The organism is Streptomyces sp. XM83C (assembly GCF_023072675.1).
In the GTDB taxonomy this organism is placed as follows: domain Bacteria; phylum Actinomycetota; class Actinomycetes; order Streptomycetales; family Streptomycetaceae; genus Streptomyces; species Streptomyces thermocoprophilus.
The window spans coordinates 1-14935 of sequence record NZ_JALLGL010000003.1; the positions used below are offsets into that span (position 1 = coordinate 1).

Below are 14935 nucleotides of genomic sequence, written 5' to 3' on the forward strand. Positions count from 1 at the left end.
CGCCCTCCCCCCCGCCCACACCCCAGGCCCCGAACGCCCGCACCCCTCGCCGCACACGCCGCGCTCAGCCCGCCGACGCGCCGTCGTCCCCCACGCGCCGCCGGTAGACCTCGACCATCCGCTCCAGCGAGTCGTCGAGATACACGGCGAGGAGCCGTTCCGCCCGGTCCCGGTCCCCCTCCCGCAGGGCCTGGAGTATCTCGCGATTGCGAGCCAGGTACGGCTCATGGAGCCGGCGCGGGTCGTCCACGACGTGGAACGCGAGGCGCAGCTCGGCGAAGACGCTGCGCATCACCTCGTCGGTGCGTTCGCTGCCGGCGAGGGCGACCAGTTCGCGATGGAAGTGGATGTTGGCGGTGCCCAGCGCCTTCCAGTCGTTCTCGGCGGTGGCCCGTTCGCCGTCGGCGACGGCGTCGGCGAGTCCGTCGAGGGCGTACGGCGGTTCGCCGAGGCTGCGGACGACGGCGCACTCGACCAACGCGCGCGTGCGGTAGATGTCCTCGACGTCCTCGACGGTCAGGACCCGGACGAAGACGCCCCGGTTGAGTTCGTGGACGAGCAGTCGTTCATGTGTGAGGAGCCGGAACGCCTCGCGAAGTGTGTTGCGCGACACACCGAGCGCGCCGCCGATGCTGTCTTCGGACAGGCGGGTGCCGGGTGGGAAGAAGCCGTCGGCGATCCGGCTGCGGAGGATGTCGGAGACCCGTTCGGCCGTGCTGGTGCGGCCCAGGAGGGCCCGGTCGTCGGCCAGTGACGCCAGCTGCTCTGCCATGCCCGGAATTCAACCGCAGACACCAGAACGAAACAACACGGGTATTGAAGGATCGTTGAACGATCCTCTACGGTGCTGGGCACGCTCTTCTGTCGCACCCTCCGTCATCCCACTGCGAGGTGCCCATGAGCACGACCCCTCCACCGCAGGCCCTTCCCACCGACACCCGCCCGGCCAGGAGTGCACGCGCCGCCGACGACGGCGCGTTCGGCTGGCTGCGCGCCCTCGGCCCGCGCGGCCGGCGCGCTTTCGCCGGAGCGTTCGGCGGCTATGCCCTGGACGCGTACGACTACTTCACGCTGCCGCTCGGCATGGTCGCGCTGGCGGCGTACTTCGGCCTGGACAGCGGCCGGACCGGCCTGTTCACCACCGTCACCCTCGTGGTCTCCGCCGTCGGCGGCGCGCTCGCGGGAGTGCTGGCCGACCGGGTCGGCCGGGTGCGGGCCCTGATGATCACCGTGATCACCTACGCCGTCTTCACCGTCGCGTGCGGTTTCGCGCCGAACTACGAGACGCTGCTGGCCTTCCGGGCACTGCAGGGTCTCGGCTTCGGCGGTGAGTGGGCGGTCGGCGCGATCCTGGTCGCCGAGTACGCGACCACCCGGCACCGGGGCCGCACCCTCGGCGCGGTGCAGAGCTCCTGGGCGGTCGGCTGGGCGCTGGCCGTGATCGTGTACACGCTGGTGTTCTCGTTCGTCGGCGACGACCTGGCGTGGCGGGTGATGTTCTGGACGGGAGCGCTGCCCGCGCTGCTCGTGGTGTGGGTGCGCCGCAGCGTGCACGACGCGCCGGAGGCCGCGGCCGTCCGTGAACGGAGCGCGGACAGAGGCTCGTTCACGGCTGTCTTCAAGCCGGGCCTGCTGCGCACGACCGTCTTCGCCTGTCTGCTCTCGACCGGCGTGCAGGGCGGCTACTACACGCTCGCCACCTGGGTGCCGACATACCTGAAGTCGCAGCGCGGACTGTCGGTCGTGGGCACCGGCGGCTATCTCGCCTTCCTCATCTCCGGTGCCTTTTTCGGCTACCTGACCGGCGGTCACCTCACCGACCGGCTGGGCCGCCGCCGCAACATCTGGCTGTTCGCGCTGCTGTCGGCGATCTGCGTCGCCGTGTACGCGCACATCCCCGCCGGTGCGAACACGCTCGTGCTGGTGCTCGGTTTCCCGCTCGGGTTCTGCATGTCGGCCGTCTTCAGCGGCTTCGGGTCGTATCTGAGCGAGCTGTACCCGACAGCGGTACGCGGCACCGGTCAGGGCTTCACGTACAACACGGGCCGTGCCATGGGCGCCGTGTTCCCCACCACGGTCGGTTTCCTCGCCGACAGCTGGGGCGTGGGCGGCGCTCTGGTGTTCGGCGCGATCGGCTACGGCGTCGCCGCCCTGGCGTTGCTGGGGCTGCCGGAGACGCGCGGGAAGGAGCTGCTGTGAACCTCCGGGACACCTCCGTGGCCCTGGCCTCCGGCACAGGCTCCGGCACAGGCACCGGCACCGGCATCGGCACCGGCACCGGCACCGGCACCGGCACCGGCACCGACGAGCGCATCGCCCGGGCCGTCGGCCCCGCCGACCGGCCCGTCGCCCTCACGCACCCGCACGCGCACGCGTGGAGCGCCGCGCAGGCCCGTGCCCGCTTCCGGGACGGGCTCAGCGGCCCCGCCTCTGGCGTCGTCGCGGGACACACCCAGGTGGACATCGTCTCCGTGCCCGCGGAATGGGCGTACGACATGCTCCTGTTCTGCGTCCGCAACCCCGAGCCCTGCCCGGTGCTCGACGTCACGGACGCCGGGTCGTGGACGACGGTCCTCGCCGACGGCGCCGACCTGCGCACCGATGTGCCCCGCTACCGGGTGTGGGAGAACGGCGTCCCGGTCGACGAGCCGACCGATGTGCGGGCGTACTGGCGGGACGATCTGGTGACGTTGCTGATCGGCAGCAGCTTCACCTTCGAGTGGGCGCCGACCGAGGCCGGTGTGCCGCTGCGCCACGTCGAGCAGGGCCGCAACGTGCCGATGTACACGACCCGGCAGACCATGCCGGCCGGCGGGGCGGCTGCACGGTCCGATGGTGGTGTCGATGCGTCCGGTGCCGCCGCGGCACCTGGCCGCGGCGAGCCGGGAGACCGGTCTGCTGCCGGCGGTGCACGGCGGCCCCGTACACTGCGGCGATCCCGCGGGGCTCGGCATCGACGACCTCGGCCGCCCCGACTTCGGCGACCCGGTGGACACCGAGCCGGACGACATCCCGGTGTTCTGGGCCTGCGGTGTGACCCCGCAGGCGGCGCTGGCGGCCTCCCGCCCGCCCTTCGCCCTGACGCACGCACCGGGACAGATGTTCCTCACCGACGCCCGCGACGAGCAGTACCGCGTGGCCTGAACGATCCGGAAAGAAGACCATGACCTCCATCGATCTCAACGCCGACCTCGGCGAGGGCTTCGGCCGCTGGCAGCTGACCGATGACGAACGGCTGCTGTCCGTCGTCACCAGCGCCAACGTGGCCTGCGGCTTCCACGCCGGGGACGCGGTCACCATGCGCCGGGTGTGCGAGCTGGCGGCCGAGCGGGGCGTACGGATCGGCGCGCAGGTCTCCTACCGGGACCTGGCCGGGTTCGGGCGGCGGGCGATGGAGGTGCCGCCCGCCGAGCTCACGGCCGAAGTGGCCTATCAGATCGGCGCGTTGGAGGTGTTCGCCCGCGCGGCGGGCGCACGGGTGGCGTATGTGAAGCCGCACGGCGCGCTGTACAACCGGGTCGTGCACGACGAGGACCAGGCCGGTGCCGTCGTGGACGGGGTGCTGCTCGCCGGCGCGACACTGCCGGTGCTCGGGCTGCCCGGCTCACGGCTGCTGGAGCTGGCCGGGAAGGCCGGGCTGCCGGTCGTCGCGGAGGCGTTCGCGGACCGCGCCTACAGCGACGAGGGCACCCTCGTGCCGCGCGGCCGGGACGGTGCCGTGGTCACCGACCCGGACGCGGTGGTGGAGCGTTCGCTGCGCCTCGCCCGCTGCGGCACCGTCACCTCGTACGCGGGTACGACGGTCGAGGTACGCGCGCGTTCCCTGTGCCTGCACGGCGACACGCCCGGCGCCGTCGACCTGGCCCGCCGGGTGCGCGAGCGGCTGGAGGCGTCGGGTGTCACGGTGGAGGCCTTCGCATGAGGGTGCTGCGCGTCGGAGACGACGCCCTGCTGGTCGAGGTGGCCTCGGGCGAGGAGGCTCAGGCCCTGCACGCGGAGCTGAAGCGCCGCCGCGCCGAGGGCCTGCTCAGGGTCACGGAGATCGTCCCGGCGGCCCGTACGGTCCTGCTCGACGGGCTGTCCGACCCCGCGCGGCTGGCGGCGGAGCTGACCTCGGCCGAGCTGCCGCCCGCTCCCCCGCCGTCCCGTCAGGCGGTGGAGATCCCGGTCCGCTACGACGGCCCCGACCTGGCGGAGGTCGCCGCGCACTGGGGGGTCGGGGAGGCGGAGGTGCCGCGCATCCACGCGGCGGCCGAGTTCCGCGTCGCCTTCTGCGGCTTCGCGCCCGGCTTCGGCTATCTCACCGGTCTGCCGGCCCGGTACGAGGTGCCGCGCCGGGCCACGCCGCGCACCGCCGTCCCGGCGGGGGCGGTGGCCCTGGCGGGGCCGTACACGGGCGTGTATCCGCGGTCGTCGCCCGGGGGCTGGCAGCTGATCGGTACGACCGACACCGTGCTGTTCGACCACACGCGTGTGCCGGCCGCTCTGCTGACCCCGGGCACCCGCGTGCGGTTCGTGCCGGTCGGCGCGGGGGATGCCGCCGTGCCGGCAGGCCCGGGAGGCGCCGTATGACGGACCGCGCGCTCGCCGTCGTACGAGCCGGGGCGCTGACCACTGTGCAGGACGGGGGCCGTCCGGGGTACGCGCACCTCGGTGTGCCCCGCTCGGGGGCGCTGGACGCTCCGGCGGCGGCGCTCGCCAACCGGCTGGTCGGCAATCCGGCCGGTGCGGCGGTTCTGGAGACCACCCTGGACGGGTGTGCCGTGCGCCCGCGGTCCGCTGTCGTCGCGGCGGTGACGGGCGCGCCCTGCCCGGTCACGGTGAACGGCGGGCCGGTCGCCTGGGGCGCGCCGGTACGGGTGCCCGCCGGGGCCGTCCTGGAGGCCGGGGCGGCCGTCGGGGGCGTACGCAGCTATGTCGCCGTCCTGGGAGGCGTGGCCGTCGAGCCGGTTCTCGGGAGCCGATCCACCGATCTGCTCTCCGGGCTCGGACCGGCGCCGCTCACGGACGGCACGGTGCTGCCGCTGGGGCGGCCCGTGGCGGGGCAGCACGCGCGCGTGGACGTGGCCCCGCAGCCGGGCCCGCCGACGGAGCTGGTGCTCAGGGTGACGCTCGGCCCGCGCGACGACTGGTTCACCGCGGAGGCCCTGCGAACGCTCGGCACGCGCGTGTACCGCGTCTCGCCCGCGAGCAACCGGATCGGCCTGCGCACGGAGGGGCCCGCGCTGGAGCGGGCCCGCACGGGTGAGCTGCCCAGCGAGGGCGTGGTGCTGGGCGCGGTGCAGGTGCCGCCGGACGGCAGACCGGTCGTGTTCCTCGCCGACCACCCGACCACAGGCGGCTACCCGGTCGTCGGGGTGATCCGCCCCGCCGACCTGGCGCCCGCGGCCCAGGCCCTGCCGGGCACTCCGGTGCGGTTCGTGGTGGTACGGCACCGCTGAGGGCCCCCGGCGCCGTGCTCCGCGCTCCGGAGCCCCCCGGCCTCGTACTTCCAAGCCCCGGCGCCGGGTCACCCCCCTACGGTGGCCCGGCGCCGGACACGCCACCGGGGCCGAACGTGCTCACATCGGGGCGGGGTCCGTTCCGATCCGGCTGCGTACGGCCGTCTGGACCTCGGCCTCCTCGGCGGGGTCGGCGGCGAGGCGGCGCAGGCGTTCCACGACGCGGGCGTCGCCGGTCTCGGCGTGCCGGGCGGCGAGTTCCCGTGTGGTCTCCTCGCAGTCCCACAGGCATTCGACGGCGAAGCCCGTGGCGAACGAGGTGTCGGTGGCGGCGAGGGCGCTGGCGCAGCGACCGCGCAGATGGGAGGAGGCGGTCTCGCGGTAGACGTGCCGCAGGACGGGGGCGGCGCAGGCGATGCCGAGGCGTCCGGCGCCGTCGACGAGGGTCGCGAGGGTGGGTGCGTCGCAGCCGTCGCCGCGGACGGCCTCGCGCAGGGCGCCGAGGACGAGGTCCTTGTCCTGGGTGCCGCCGCGGCAGGCGAGCACGCGTCCGGCGGCGGCGCCGAGGAGGTCGGGGCGGCCGGCCCAGCGGCGGGCCCGCTCCACGGCCGCGTCGCTGCGCATGCGTTCGAAGGCGTCGGCGGCGGCCTCCACGACGACGGCCGTTCCGTCGTCGACGGCGCCCTCGATCAGATCGAGCGTGTCGGGATCGTCGCCGTCGGCGAGGTAGCGCAGCGCGGTGCAGCGGGCTCCGTCGCCGCCCTGCCTGGCGGCTCTGAGGATCTCGGGCCGGTCCTCGGGGCCGGCGACGGCCGCGAGGCAGCGGGCGGCGGGCACGTGCAGGGCGGCGCCGCGGTCCAGGCCCTGCTGGGCCCAGTCGAAGACGGCCCGCACGCTCCAGCCGGGGCGCGGCCCTGACGGCCGCATCTGGCGCTGCCAGCGGTCGAAGCAGCCTGTCTCGTGGGCGGCACGCACGCGTGCCGAGATGTAGTCGCGCGGGTCCTCCGCCCACAGGCGCCAGGGCCGTGGTTCGAAGGCGTCGCGGACGACCGCGGCCAGTTCGGCCCGGCCTTCTGCGTCGTCGGCGAACCGGGCGAGGACGGGTGCGGCGAGGGCGCGCAGCCCGGCGTCGTCGTCGCGCAGGGCCAGTTCGTCCAGGGCCCAGGTCCAGTTGGAGCCGGTGGCCGCGTACCGGCGCAGCAGCTCCAGGGCGTCGCGGCGGCCGTAGGAGGCCAGGTGGCCGAGGACGGCCAGGGCGAGCCCGGTGCGGGACTCGTCGGTGTCGAAGGCGTCCTCGGCATCGAAGAGGTGCGCCTCGATCTCGTCCAGCTCGCCGTTGAGGTCGAGGAAGAGTCGGGCGTAGTAGAGGGAGCGGTTCTCCACCTGCCAGTCGTGGCGGGGATCGCGCGTCACGCAGTGGGTCAGGGCCGCGAGCGCCTCGGAGCGCGGAGCGGTGAGCGCGTGGAGCGTGCCGTCGCCGCGGCCCCTCTGCAGGAGCCCGAGCAGGGTGCCGCTGGGCGCTATGACCGGTTCGAACATGGGAAACAGCCTCACATCAAGCGTCGACGCAACCGGGACCGTGCACTACCTGGTCGCGCCGCAACACGTCGGGGCGCCCGCCGTTTCCTGCTTGCTGTAAGCCATCTTCCTCTGCCTCTCGTCTGTGGCCCGTGCGGACCTGTCACGGCCCGCGCGGTGCGGCAACACCTGCCCAGCCGTCGCGTCCGTGAATCACGACGTCATGATGACCCGGCGGTTCCGCCCACCGCGACCGATATTTCCGGCGGCCCCGTACCGCCTCCCCCGTCTGTGCTGTCCTACGTGGTCAACGACACTGTTCTACCTGGTCAGCGCGGTTCTCGTCACTCCGCGCGGAACAGTTCGAGCAGGTCCGTCTTGCCGAACATGCGTGCTGTGTCCACGGCCGACGGAGTGCCGGCGTGCGGGTCGGCGCCGCCGTCCAGGAGGGCCCGGATCACCTCGGTCTCCCCCTTGAAGACGGCGCCCGCGAGCGGGGTCTGGCCCCGGTCGTTGGGCCGGTCGGCCTCGGCGCCGCGCTTCAGGAGGGCGCGGACCGTACCGGCGTGGCCGTGGTAGGCGGCGAGCATCACCAGGGAGTCGCCCCGGTCGTTGGTGAGACCGGCCGGGACGCCCGCGTCGACGTACGCCACGAGCGCCTCGGTCTGGCCGCGCCGGGCGAGGTCGAAGATCTTCGTCGCCAGCTCCACGACCTCGGGGTCGGGGGCTTCACTCATCGGCGTGACCGCCTCTCCATCGCTCATCGCAGCCGTTCAGGTGAATCGCCAGGGTACTGGCTCGGCGGGCACATGAGCGGACCCGCCGCAGGCAAAGATCACCCGGGGGTCCGTTCGACGCAACACCGCTGCTCAGGCGGGCGTACTCGGCTTCCGCCAGCAGAGGGAAATCGCAAAGATTTCCCCCATTTGCACCTTTTATCGTATGGATACATGCTGTGATCCTGGAAGTACTCATGGTGACTGTCCCCACCGAAACACCAGGAGAGCCCCAATGATCCTGTCCATCTCAGGCGTCGTACTTCTCGGCATCGTCGTGTTCATCTTCTTCCGCAAGGACGGACTGAAGGCGTCGCACGCGATGATCTCGGCCCTGTTCGGGTTCTATCTCGCGAGCACGGCCATCGCACCCAGCATCAAGGCCGGCGGAGAGAGCCTGGCCAGCCTCCTCGGCGGCATCAAGTTCTGACGCCGCTCCTCCCGTCCGTACGCACCCACAGGAGAGTCACGTGGCCCGGCGCCCCCTCCCCCGCATCCTGAGCACAGGCAGCGCGCAGATCGCCCGGAGCCGGGAGCTGGCCCGGACGGCGGCCGACAGCGCCACCGACGTCCTCCATCCGCTGATCACGATCTCCCGCGGACTGCGCCGGCTGGCCTCGGCCGGGCGGCGCAGGTGGGCCGACACCCCCAAGGACAAGCGCGGACCGCTGCTGTTCCTGGTGGCATCGGTGATCCTGGTCGTGGCGTTGGTGCCGTACGGCCCGCTGCTCGCCGTCATCACCCTGATGGCGGCGGCGGCCTGGCAGGGCAGGGACCGCACCCCGCCCGCCCCCGAGGGACCCGACGAGTCCCAGACACAGCGGCTGAAGACGCTCTACGAGGCGCTCGTGCCGTACTTCTCCGCCGCGGAGGACCCCGCCCCGCTGTACGCGCACGGCGGTGACTGGGAGAAGGCGTTCCCGTCGTACGACTTCGACGACACGGGCCGTGTCGCCCAGCTGCTGATCCGCTACCCCGCCTACTTCCCGGACGGCGAGCCGGAGGCACGCGCGCGTGTCGAGCATCTGCTGACCGCCAAGGCGGGCCGCGGACGCGAGTACCACTTCGCCTGGGACGAGGAGGGCAACGAACTGACCGTCACGGTGCTCGCCCCGCTGCCCACCGACATCGCCGCCCAGCGGTTCGTCACCGCGCCGGGCGAGGCGGTCCTCGGCTTCACCGACCCCCTCCAGGTGCAGCGCACCCTTCCGCTCGGCTACGGCGACGCGCAGCGCGACGTACCGCCGGTCGTCTGGCGCACCGGCGCCCGGTCCACGGAGCCGCATCTGCTGGTCATGGGCCAGCCGGGCAGCGGCACCTCCACCCTGCTGCGCTCTCTCGCCTTGCAGGCCCTCCAGTACGGCGACGTGCTCGTCGTGGACGGCAGCGGCACCGGCGACCACGCCTGCCTGACCGGCCGGGACGGTGTCCTGGCCGTCGAGTGCGGGCTGTCGGGGGCGGTGGCGAGCCTGGAGTGGGCGGCCGGCGAGACCGAGCGGCGGCTGATCGCGGCCAACCGGGCCCGCCAGGAAGGCGAGGCTCCGCCGGAGGACACACGGCGCCCGCTGTGGATCCTCGTCGACCGGCCGACCGCGTTCACCCATCTCGCCGCGGCCGACGGCCGCAAGGACCCGCAGGCCCTGCTCCAGGTGCCGCTGCGGCACGGTCGCGCGGCGAGCGTCACCGTCGTGGTGGCCGACCAGTTCGACAACGCGGACGCGCTGAGCGACGCCGTTCGGCAGCACACGCGCGCGCGTGTCGTGCTGGGACCGGCCACCCTCGAGCAGCTCGAAGCGGTGCTGGGCGCCCGTCCGCAGACGACGCCCGTGCCCCAGGTCCCGCCGGGGCGCGGTTACGCGCGGCTCGGGTCCGGGCCCGTGCACCGGCTACAGGTGCCGGCCACGCCGGACCCGTACGACGACGCGACGAGCGAGGCCCACCGGCAGGCGGTGCTGGAACTGCTCCCGCCGCGCACGACCCCGGCGGACGGCGAGAGGGTGCCGGCCCCCGCGGAGGCGGCACCGGCGGAAGCCTCCTCGTAGGCGGCGCCGGGGCCGCCGCCGACGCTGCCCCGAGCCGGGGGGCGCCGCCGCATCAGACCGGAGCCGTGGGGCGACCGGATCAGGCCCGAGCCTGGGGCACGACCGGAACAGACCCGAGCCGGGGACGCGACCGGAACAGACCCGAGCCGGGGGCACGACCGGAACAAACCCGAGCCGGGGACGCGACCGGAACAAACCCGAGCCGGGGGCACGACCGGAACAAACCCGAGCCGGGCCCCAACGGGCAGCCCCGCGCCGCGGCACCGCCGTATCAAGCCGGTGTCAGGAGACACCGCCGAACCGGAACCCCGCGCCGACCGGCAGGCGCCGCCGCCACAACGGCCTCCGGCGGGAACCGCCCCGCCCGGCTCACGCCACGAACGTCCGCGGTGCCTCCGCGCCGGCCGTCCCGCCGCTCTCCACGAGCCGCGCGGCGGCGGCCAGCCGGAGCGCCGCCTCCTCCGCCACCGCGCCCCCCACGGTGAACGGCAGCCGCACATACCCCTCGAAGGCGCCGTCCACGCCGAAGCGCGGCCCGGACGGCACGCGGACACCGATCCGCTCCCCCGCCTCGGCCAGCCTCGAGCCGGACAGTCCGCCGGCCCGGACCCACAGCGTCAACCCGCCCTTCGGCACCTCGAACTCCCAGGACGGCAGTTCCCGCCGGACGGCGGCGACCAGGGCGTCCCGGTTCTCCCGGGCCTGAGCGCGCCGCAGCTCAACGGCCTGTTCCCAGCCGCCCGTACCGAACAGCCAGGTCACGCCGAGCTGCTCCAGCACCGGCGTCCCCAGGTCGGCGTAGGCCCGCGCCGCGACCAGGCTGCGGATGACGTCCGGCGCCGCGCGCACCCAGCCGATGCGCATCCCTGCCCAGAAGGCCTTGCTGGCCGAGCCGACCGTGATCACCGTGGACCCTGCGGGGTCGAAGCCGCACACCGGTCGCGGCATGTCCACGTCGTCGTCCAGCCACAGTTCGCTCATCGTCTCGTCGGCGACCAGCACGGTCCCCGCCGAGCGCGCCATCTCCACGAGCCGCCTCCGCTGGTCCTCGTCGGCGAGGGCGCCGGTGGGGTTGTGGAAGTCGGCGACGACGTACGCGATCCGGGGAGCGGCCTCGCGCAGCACCTGACGCCAGCGGTCGAGGTCCCAGCCGGACAGCCCGTCGGCCATCGCGACCGGGACGAGACGGGCACCGGCCTCCCGCATGAGCTGGAGGATGTTGGCGTACGACGGTGACTCGACGGCGATGCGCTCGCCCCGGCCGCCGAAGAGATGGCAGATCGCGTCGATCGCGCCCATCGCACCGGTCGTGACCATGATCTGCTCGGGCATGGTGGGGATGCCCCGCGCGGTGTAGCGCTCGGCGATCATGGCGCGCAGGGCGGGCAGCCCGGCCGGGTAGTCGCCGTGCGTGTGCGCGTACGGCGGGAGTTCCTCCAGCGCGCCCTGCACGGCCCGGGTGAGCCACGGCTCGGGCGCGGGCAGTGCGGCACAGCCCAGGTCGATCATGGAGCCGAGCGCCTCGGGCGGCAGGGGCTCCAGCCCCCGGGCGGGCAGCGGGTTCCCGGCCGGTACGGCGGTCCAGCTGCCGGCGCCGCGCCGCGACTCCAGGAACCCCTCGGTGCGCAGCGCCTCGTAGGCCGCCGCCACGGTCGTACGGCTGACGGACAGGGCGAGGGCCAGTTCGCGTTCGGCGGGGAGCCGGGCGGCGACGGGCACGCGGCCCTCCAGCACGAGCAGGCGGATGCCGTCGGCGAGGGCCCGGTAGGCGGGCGGGCGACGGGTGCCGGGGCCGGCCGGCCGGTCCTGCTGCGCGTTGAGCTGCCGGGCGAGCTGCGCGGCACCCACCGCAGAAGTCCACTGGGCCATGGTTTCCAGTCCACCTTCCCCGAATTGGCCATGGAGCGGGTTTCCTCCCAAGCCACAGAGTGTCATGCGTCAGGCCACCACCACCATCCGGGGGCTGCTTTGTCCCGTTTCTCGTCCCGCTTTCCGTCCCGTCGCCGGTCCCGGCCCCTCACCCGTCCATCGTCCCGCTCCGCGTCGAGTCCCCCGTCCCGTCCCCTGCCCGGCCTCGCGGTGCCCGACCGTCTGGCGCGGCGGCTGGTGCAGCTCTACGCGGGGCTCGTGCTGTACGGCGCGAGTTCCGCCCTGCTGGTCCGCGCCGACCTCGGTCTGGAGCCGTGGAACGTCTTGCATCAGGGCCTAGCCGAGCACACGGGTCTGTCCATCGGGACGGTGGCGATCATCGTGGGCGCGGTGGTGCTGCTGCTGTGGATCCCTCTGCGGCAGCGGCCGGGGCTCGGCACGGTCTCCAACGTCTTCGTCATCGGCCTCGCCATGGACGGCACGCTGGCGCTGGTCCCGGACGCCGACGGCCACGCTCTGCGGGTCCTGCTGCTGGTCGCCGGTGTGGTGCTGAACGGAGCGGCCACCGGCCTGTACATCGCCGCCCGGTTCGGCCCGGGTCCGCGGGACGGTCTGATGACCGGCCTGCACCGGCGGACCGGCCGGTCGATCCGCCTGATCCGTACGGGCGTGGAGGTGGCGGTGGTGGTGACCGGGTTCGCCCTCGGTGGCACCATCGGCGTGGGCACGCTGCTGTACGCGCTGAGCATCGGCCCGCTCGCCCAGTTCTTCCTGCGGGTGTTCGACGTGCCGGAGGCCCCGCGGCACAGCACGGTCGTTGCGGGCAACACCCCCCACGGGGCGATACTGCGTCGGTGACCACCGCGATACGCCATCCGTACCTCGACCATCCCGGCCCGATCGCCTTCGCCCACCGCGGCGGGGCGGCCGACGGTCTGGAGAACACCTTGGCGCAGTTCCGGCGGGCGGTCGAGGCCGGCTACCGGTACATCGAGACCGATGTGCACGCCACCCTCGACGGCCGGCTGGTCGCCTTCCACGACGCGACCCTGGACCGGGTGACGGACGGCGCCGGCGCCATCGCGGAGCTGCCCTGGGAGGAGGTGCGGCACGCGCGCGTGGCGGGCCGTGAACCGCTGCCGCTGTTCGAGGAGCTGCTGGAGACGTTCCCCGAGGTGCGCTGGAACGTCGACGTCAAGGCGGAGCCGGCGCTGCTGCCGTTCCTGGAGCTGGTCGAGCGGGCGGACGCCTGGGACCGGATCTGCCTCGGCTCGTTCTCCGAGGCCCGCGTGGTACGCGCCCAGCGGCTGGCGGGCCCGCGCCTGGCCACGTCGTTCGGCACGCGCGGGGTGCTGGGGCTGCGGCTGCGCTCCTGGGGGCTGCCCGCGGCGGTGCGCCGCTCGGCCGTGGCCGCGCAGGTGCCCGAGACGCAGGGCAGCGTCCGTGTCGTCGACCACCGCTTCGTACGGACCGCGCACGCGCGCGGGCTGAAGGTGCACGTGTGGACGGTGAACGAACCGGAGCGCATGCACCGGCTCCTGGATCTGGGAGTGGATGGCATCATGACCGATCACATCGACACGTTGCGCAAGGTCATGGAGGAACGCGGCGTCTGGGTCTGACGGCCCGGCCCGCCGCCCCGCCGCACCTTGGCACGGCACCTGCGGCGGGGAAGCGAGGGCACGGGTGGACATCGGCACCGTGCGCACACCGGCGGCCGGCGAGGCCGCGGACCGGCGGCGCGAACAGCGCGGCTGGTACGTCTACGACTGGGCGTGCTCCGTCTATTCGACGAGCGTGCTCACCGTGTTCCTGGGGCCCTATCTGACGTCCGTGGCGAAGGCCGCCGCGGACGCGGACGGCTATGTGCACCCGCTGGGCGTTCCGGTGCGGGCGGGCTCGTTCTTCGCGTACTCGGTCTCCCTCTCGGTGATCGTCGCCGTACTGCTGATGCCGCTGGTGGGTGCCGCCGCCGACCGCAGCGGACGCAAGAAGCCCCTGCTGGCGGGGGCCGCGTACACGGGGGCCGCGGCGACGACGGGCATGTTCTTCCTCGATGGGGAGCGGTATCTCCTCGGCGGGCTGCTGCTGGTGGTGGCGAACGCGGCGCAGTCCGTGGCGATGATGCTCTACAACTCCTATCTGCCGCAGATCGCCCCGCCCGAGGAACGCGACGCGGTCTCCTCCCGAGGCTGGGCCCTCGGCTACGCCGCCGGCTCACTGATGCTGATCGTGAACCTCGCCCAGTATCTGGGGCACGATGCCTTCGGCGTGTCGGAGAGCACGGCGGTACGGATCTGTCTGGCCTCGGCGGGTCTGTGGTGGGGCGCCTTCGCGCTGGTGCCGCTGCGCCGGCTGCGCGACCGGCGGACCGTCGCGCGGGAGGAGGCGCTGCCGGGGCTGCGGCAGCTCGCCGCGACCGTCCGCGACATGCGCCGGCATCCGCTGACCCTGGCGTTCCTGCTGGCGTATCTCGTCTACAACGACGGCATCCAGACGGTGATCACACAGGCGTCGGTGTACGGATCGGAGGAACTGGGGCTCGGCCAGTCGACGCTCATCGGGGCGGTGCTGCTGGTGCAGGTGCTCGCGGTGGCGGGCGCGCTCGCGATGGGCCGGCTGGCGCGTTCGTACGGTGCGAAGCGGACGATCCTCGGTTCGCTGGTGGCGTGGACGCTCACGCTCGGCGCCGGGTACTTCCTGCCGGCCGGGGCACCGGTGTGGTTCTTCGTGCTGGCGGCCGGGATCGGGCTGGTCCTCGGCGGCAGCCAGGCCCTGTCCCGCTCCCTCTTCTCGCACCTGGTCCCGCCGGGCAAGGAGGCGGAGTACTTCTCGGCGTACGAGGTGAGCGACCGCGGCATGAGCTGGCTCGGGCCGCTGCTGTTCGGCCTCACCTACCAGCTGACCGGAAGTTACCGGGACGCGATCATCTCGCTTGTGGCCTTTTTCGTGCTGGGGTTCGTGCTGCTGGCGCGGGTGCCGGTGCGCAGGGCGATCAGCGACGCGGGGAATCCGCTTCCCGAGAAGATTTAGCGCTCGGGGCGAAAGGGCTGTAGTGTACGCGTTTGGCCTGCCAGGCGTACCGTTACTGCGCGTCAAAGATGACGAAACGCCGGGTGACATCTGTCAGCAGACGTGACAAACCGGGCGCTGGTGGGTACGCACTGGTTGACTAAGGCTGCGGCTACGACGGCGACGCTTGACCCGGAACGGGGACCTCGGATCGGGAATCTTTACCGCCGACCGGACGTTGACCGGATGACGACGACAGCGACACCTGTCCTGTGGG

Annotated in this window: 13 protein-coding genes and 1 pseudogene; 10 read left to right on the forward strand and 4 right to left on the reverse strand. The window is 73.4% G+C overall.

What is annotated here, in order from left to right:
- Nucleotides 1–64 precede the first annotated feature (64 nt).
- The gene (locus MTQ10_RS00760) at nucleotides 65–772 is read right to left on the reverse strand and encodes a GntR family transcriptional regulator (protein WP_247461122.1); all 708 of its coding nucleotides are present in this window, start codon (nucleotides 770–772) and stop codon (nucleotides 65–67) included.
- A 125-nt stretch (nucleotides 773–897) separates the two neighbouring features.
- Here MTQ10_RS00760 and MTQ10_RS00765 point away from each other — a divergent pair, with 125 nt between their 5' ends.
- From MTQ10_RS00765 to MTQ10_RS00785, 5 genes and pseudogenes are all read left to right on the forward strand, one after another.
- A complete protein-coding gene (locus tag MTQ10_RS00765) occupies nucleotides 898–2199 on the forward strand; it encodes an MFS transporter (protein WP_247461124.1) in 1302 nt (433 codons plus the stop codon).
- A gap of 113 nt (nucleotides 2200–2312) precedes the next feature.
- Nucleotides 2313–3144 (forward strand): annotated as a pseudogene (locus tag MTQ10_RS00770) (putative hydro-lyase).
- A 19-nt stretch (nucleotides 3145–3163) separates the two neighbouring features.
- Nucleotides 3164–3922, forward strand: coding sequence for a LamB/YcsF family protein (locus MTQ10_RS00775; protein WP_247461126.1), 759 nt, complete (start codon nucleotides 3164–3166; stop codon nucleotides 3920–3922).
- A complete protein-coding gene (gene pxpB / locus MTQ10_RS00780) occupies nucleotides 3919–4572 on the forward strand; it encodes a 5-oxoprolinase subunit PxpB (RefSeq protein WP_247461128.1) in 654 nt (217 codons plus the stop codon). Before MTQ10_RS00775 ends, pxpB begins: the two co-directional genes overlap by 4 nt.
- The gene (locus MTQ10_RS00785) at nucleotides 4569–5441 is read left to right on the forward strand and encodes a biotin-dependent carboxyltransferase family protein (RefSeq protein ID WP_247461130.1); all 873 of its coding nucleotides are present in this window, start codon (nucleotides 4569–4571) and stop codon (nucleotides 5439–5441) included. Before pxpB ends, MTQ10_RS00785 begins: the two co-directional genes overlap by 4 nt.
- 120 nt (nucleotides 5442–5561) lie before the next feature.
- Here the strand turns inward: MTQ10_RS00785 and MTQ10_RS00790 are convergent, their stop codons facing one another.
- On the reverse strand, nucleotides 5562–6980 hold the full coding sequence (locus MTQ10_RS00790; RefSeq protein WP_247461132.1) for a HEAT repeat domain-containing protein: 1419 nt from the start codon (nucleotides 6978–6980) through the stop codon (nucleotides 5562–5564).
- Nucleotides 6981–7303: 323 nt separating this feature from the next.
- Complete coding sequence (locus MTQ10_RS00795) at nucleotides 7304–7696, reverse strand: ankyrin repeat domain-containing protein (RefSeq protein WP_247461136.1); 393 nt, start codon at nucleotides 7694–7696, stop codon at nucleotides 7304–7306.
- Nucleotides 7697–7970: 274 nt separating this feature from the next.
- On the opposite strand from MTQ10_RS00795, the gene MTQ10_RS00800 reads away from it, so the two are divergent.
- Entirely contained in the window at nucleotides 7971–8165 is a 195-nt protein-coding gene (locus MTQ10_RS00800) for a hypothetical protein (protein WP_110626839.1), read from the forward strand.
- 40 nt (nucleotides 8166–8205) lie between these two features.
- Entirely contained in the window at nucleotides 8206–9777 is a 1572-nt protein-coding gene (locus MTQ10_RS00805) for an ATP-binding cassette domain-containing protein (protein WP_247461138.1), read from the forward strand.
- A 369-nt stretch (nucleotides 9778–10146) separates the two neighbouring features.
- Here MTQ10_RS00805 and MTQ10_RS00810 read toward each other — a convergent pair whose 3' ends face one another.
- Nucleotides 10147–11646, reverse strand: a complete 1500-nt coding sequence (locus MTQ10_RS00810; RefSeq protein ID WP_247461139.1) for an SCO1417 family MocR-like transcription factor — start codon at nucleotides 11644–11646, stop codon at nucleotides 10147–10149.
- Between the two features lie 210 nt (nucleotides 11647–11856).
- Here MTQ10_RS00810 and yczE point away from each other — a divergent pair, with 210 nt between their 5' ends.
- The 3 genes from yczE to MTQ10_RS00825 all read left to right on the forward strand — a co-directional run bounded on the left by yczE (nucleotide 11857) and on the right by MTQ10_RS00825 (nucleotide 14679).
- Nucleotides 11857–12504, forward strand: a complete 648-nt coding sequence (yczE, locus tag MTQ10_RS00815; RefSeq protein WP_247461141.1) for a membrane protein YczE — start codon at nucleotides 11857–11859, stop codon at nucleotides 12502–12504.
- Nucleotides 12501–13268, forward strand: coding sequence for a glycerophosphodiester phosphodiesterase (locus MTQ10_RS00820; RefSeq protein ID WP_247461143.1), 768 nt, complete (start codon nucleotides 12501–12503; stop codon nucleotides 13266–13268). The genes yczE and MTQ10_RS00820 overlap by 4 nt, the downstream gene beginning before the upstream one ends.
- A gap of 64 nt (nucleotides 13269–13332) precedes the next feature.
- Nucleotides 13333–14679 (forward strand): MFS transporter, encoded by a 1347-nt coding sequence (locus tag MTQ10_RS00825; RefSeq protein ID WP_247461145.1) that lies wholly within the window; start codon nucleotides 13333–13335, stop codon nucleotides 14677–14679.
- The last annotated feature ends 256 nt before the right edge of the window (nucleotides 14680–14935 follow it).

Bases quoted from the DNA above. Each gene is read 5' to 3' on its own strand.
- MTQ10_RS00760 (WP_247461122.1), bottom strand. From the start codon at position 772: ATGGCAGAGCAGCTGGCGTCACTGGCCGACGACCGGGCCCTCCTGGGC.
- MTQ10_RS00765 (WP_247461124.1), top strand. From the start codon at position 898: ATGAGCACGACCCCTCCACCGCAGGCCCTTCCCACCGACACCCGCCCG.
- MTQ10_RS00775 (WP_247461126.1), top strand. From the start codon at position 3,164: ATGACCTCCATCGATCTCAACGCCGACCTCGGCGAGGGCTTCGGCCGC.
- pxpB (WP_247461128.1), top strand. From the start codon at position 3,919: ATGAGGGTGCTGCGCGTCGGAGACGACGCCCTGCTGGTCGAGGTGGCC.
- MTQ10_RS00785 (WP_247461130.1), top strand. From the start codon at position 4,569: ATGACGGACCGCGCGCTCGCCGTCGTACGAGCCGGGGCGCTGACCACT.
- MTQ10_RS00790 (WP_247461132.1), bottom strand. From the start codon at position 6,980: ATGTTCGAACCGGTCATAGCGCCCAGCGGCACCCTGCTCGGGCTCCTG.
- MTQ10_RS00795 (WP_247461136.1), bottom strand. From the start codon at position 7,696: ATGAGTGAAGCCCCCGACCCCGAGGTCGTGGAGCTGGCGACGAAGATC.
- MTQ10_RS00800 (WP_110626839.1), top strand. From the start codon at position 7,971: ATGATCCTGTCCATCTCAGGCGTCGTACTTCTCGGCATCGTCGTGTTC.
- MTQ10_RS00810 (WP_247461139.1), bottom strand. From the start codon at position 11,646: ATGGCCCAGTGGACTTCTGCGGTGGGTGCCGCGCAGCTCGCCCGGCAG.